This window comes from Candidatus Schekmanbacteria bacterium, from assembly GCA_003695725.1.
GTDB lineage: Bacteria > Schekmanbacteria > GWA2-38-11 > GWA2-38-11 > J061 > J061.
On the sequence record RFHX01000282.1, the window covers coordinates 1 to 3,478 of the forward strand.

General features: G+C 36.6%; 4 protein-coding genes. 1 reads left to right on the forward strand and 3 read right to left on the reverse strand.

Going from position 1 to position 3,478, the window contains the following annotated elements; translation table 11 throughout:
- On the forward strand, positions 1-538 hold a 538-nt coding region (locus tag D6734_10825), incomplete at its 5' end, for a hypothetical protein (GenBank protein RMF93118.1).
- A gap of 13 nt (positions 539-551) precedes the next feature.
- Here D6734_10825 and D6734_10830 read toward each other — a convergent pair.
- The 3 genes from D6734_10830 to D6734_10840 all read right to left on the reverse strand — a co-directional run.
- Positions 552-1,862 (reverse strand): NAD(P)/FAD-dependent oxidoreductase, encoded by a 1,311-nt coding sequence (locus tag D6734_10830; protein RMF93119.1) that lies wholly within the window; start codon positions 1,860-1,862, stop codon positions 552-554.
- Positions 1,863-1,870: 8 nt separating this feature from the next.
- On the reverse strand, positions 1,871-3,274 hold the full coding sequence (locus tag D6734_10835; protein ID RMF93120.1) for a radical SAM protein: 1,404 nt from the start codon (positions 3,272-3,274) through the stop codon (positions 1,871-1,873).
- A 16-nt stretch (positions 3,275-3,290) separates the two neighbouring features.
- Positions 3,291-3,478, reverse strand: a 188-nt coding sequence (locus D6734_10840; GenBank protein RMF93121.1) for a hypothetical protein, incomplete at its 5' end; no start/stop codon positions are given.

Genomic DNA, 3,478 nt, shown 5'->3' on the forward strand with positions numbered 1-3,478 from the left:
GGTAAAAGGAGCTATTATTATCCATCAAACAATAAAAAGTGTTTTTGAAAAATTCTCCATTTTTTCATTGGATAGAATTTCATATCTTATAGTTCCTGTTCTTTCAATTTTACTGTGCCTTCATTCAGCCATTGTTTCATTTCCTGAAAAAATTTCCTTCTATGGAGACCGCTACTGGAATATGGATAATGTCTTGAAGAAAAAAGTAAAAGAATCCGGTATTCATAATGCTATTGTTTTCATTCGCTCAGGTTATTTCAGAGAGGGTGAGGCAGCACCAAATTATTATGGCGCCGGTTTTATTGAAAACGATATTGAACTAAAAAATGATGTCATCTATGCAAGAGACTTCGGTGATGAAGAAGATATGAAATTGATGAAATTATTTCCTCAGAGGAAAGCATATAGATTCGTATATAATAAATCATTAATAACGGCTAATCGCTATTTCTATGAAGAAACGGCCCCTTTTCTATACCCAATACCCAAACCTGAAATACAAATATCGCCTCGACATCTTTTTACAGAATTTCCATAAGAGCAAAACTCAACTACATTAAATCAGCACTCAACATCTCTGCGGCTTTTTTGCCAAGATTAATGCTGTTTGATATTGTCCTGTCATCAGGATGCAGTTGGCAGGAATCCGTAATATAGAGCCCTTTTATCGAGGTCTTTATACCGGGAGTAAGTGCAGAGAATCCTGTCTCGCAAATAGGTTGAGCATATTTATCTTTGAAGACGAATGCCTTTTCAATACTATCTTCCGAAAATCTGCTGTTTATTCGAGATAGATATTTTGAGTAAGTATTTATGATTTCCTCCTTTGTATTCTTGAAAATCGGATGCTCGGAATGAATATATTGGGGCATATAAAGCACTTTTGAACCATTAAGAAAATGGCAAGGATTGAGGTTAGAATATTCGATTACTCCGGCAAGATTGATTTTCGGATCATTTATATTGAGCCAAAAATTTTCTGACAATGACTCTTTTGTTATCAACAAAGCACAAACAACACCTATCGATTCAATCTTACGGATTTTATCCCAATAAGGACCATCTCCATCTGGAATGATTTCTGCAAGCTCTGGGGCAGAAATTGTGGAAATTATTGCATCACATTCGATTTCTCCCTTCTCAAATTGAACAGCACAAACCCTACCGTTTTTATGAATAATCTTTTCTGCTCTTTCTTTTAATCTTATCTTTCCTCCATTAGAAGTAATTCTTTTTTCAAGCTCATCAACAAGTGTTTTTGTCCCCCCATCTATATAGCCGAGAATTTCCCTTTGAAGTATCTTGCTTCGAGACTTTCCTATCCTATGTATTCTTGCCCACATCCACGCGGCAGATATCTTTTGAGCATATGAACCAAACTTATGTCTAATCAATGGCTCATGAAGGATATAATATATATTCTCGCCAAATTGTTCTTTGAGCCATTCATCTGCCTTTCTCATCTCGATATCCTTCCAATCATCTACTCCTTTTCTTTTGATATCCATAAGTCCAAAACCGAATTTAAGTTTTTCTCCAAAAGTAAGATATGGGAACCTCATCAAATCCCAAGGACGGCTGAAAGGATAGATTTTGCCCTTATAAAAAAGCCCCATTTTTGTATACACCCAATTCAATCGCTTATCTATGCCGAGTTCCTTCAAAAGACTAAAAAGGGCAAAATCATTCAGGCATATAAAATGATAGTACCTTTCTATATAGCTTGACTCAAGGGGGAATGAACTTGCAAGCCCTCCCAGAACAGGTGCCTTTTCAAGAAGAATCACATCTGCTCCTTTTTTCGAAAGCTCATATGCCGCAGATAAGCCTGCAACTCCTCCTCCAATAATTACAACTTTCATATTGCTCCCTATGTTTTGAATAGATAATCTGTCATTCTCTTCAACAGTGACTTCAAATGCCTAAAAGATTTTATTTCAGATAACATCTTTATAATAATAGATGGCCTCAGATGGAAAGAAATAAATGCCTTCCTTTGCAGTGCCTTTAACCTCTTTCTGCTTATCCCCGGTGGACTATATGGCACTTTTGAATAAAAAAGCTGACTCCAATTTATTTCTTCAATCTCTTTGCTTTCGAGCAAACGCTTTGTGGCTTCTGTGCCCGGCAGGGGAAGAAAGTTGCTAAAATGAGCCCTTTTGATTTTAAGTTTTTTTGCAAACTCTATTGTTTTAAAAATATCCTCTTCTGTTTCAGCAGGATAACCGACTATAAAGAAGCCACTGGGAGTTAAACCTGCTTCATTGATTAGATTTATCTTCTCCTCTATCTCCTTCAGAGACAAGCTCTTTTTCATATGGTCGAGTATTCTTTGTGAACCAGATTCGATCCCTACAGTAAAAGAATATGCTCCTGTTTCCTTCATCGCTGTAAGCACTTCCAAGTCAAGAGTATTTAATCGTATTCCATTTGGAAAAGTATAACTAATGTCCCATCTTTTTTCCTTGAGGGCGTCGCAGAATGCCAAAACTCTATCCTTATAAAGGTTGAAGACATCGTCTATTATATGAAATTCCCTTACTGAATATTCATTATAAAGAAGTTCCATTTCTTTGATCACATTTTCTATTGACCTCAGACGAACTCGCCTGCCCATATTCGTATGAGAGGCGCAAAAGGTGCAAAGATAGGGACATCCTCTCGATGTCGAAATGGGAGCAATAGGAAACTTTTCAAAAAAAGCCCCCTGTGGATTTTCAGGATATGTGCGCGGGTCAATCAGATCCCATGCCGGAAATTCCAGGCGGTCAAGTTCTTCTATAAAAACCCTCTCATTTACGATTGTTCTTCCATTCTCCTTCCTGATCAAACCCTCGATATCATCATATTTGATGCTGTCGTCTCCAGCAAATTTTCTAATAAGTTTAGGTAATGTAGTTTCCGCTTCACCCCAAAAACCAAAGTCTACATCGGGCGCATCATCCAATATTCTTTCTCGTGTTGTCGAAACATGCGCACCGCCAACAAGGATGCAGGCAGAAGGATTCTCTTCCTTTACAATCCTTATCTGTTTGAGCGTATTTGAAAAATCACAGGAAAATATCTGAAAGCCAACAATATCAGGCACCTCAGATTTTATATATTCCCGAAACTTTTCATAATCCATATTTTCTTTGATGCAATCAAGGATTGAAACTTCGGGAAAACCATTCTTTCGCAATGATGACGCCAGATACCCCAATCCTATAGGCGGCACCACATAATGCGTATCACTGATTGGTGTTACAAGTAGAATTTTCATATCTTTTTTCAAATTAAAATAATCTTTTCTATCGGATACGAGAAAAGGTTATTTTATCCAAAATTAAGTCATTGTCAGGCACTTCAACCTCAAGTCTATTGATTCCTATCTTCAACATATTATCTGATATCTCAACCTCTTCAATTTCTTTCTCATCTGTCCTTTTAGTCAAAGAATTTTCGTTATATTTTTTATTTATTTTTACTTTTAAATCCA

What these genes read in the sequence shown, in the direction of transcription:
- D6734_10830 (RMF93119.1), bottom strand. Translation starts at nt 1,862, where the DNA reads ATGAAAGTTGTAATTATTGGAGGAGGAGTTGCAGGCTTATCTGCGGCA.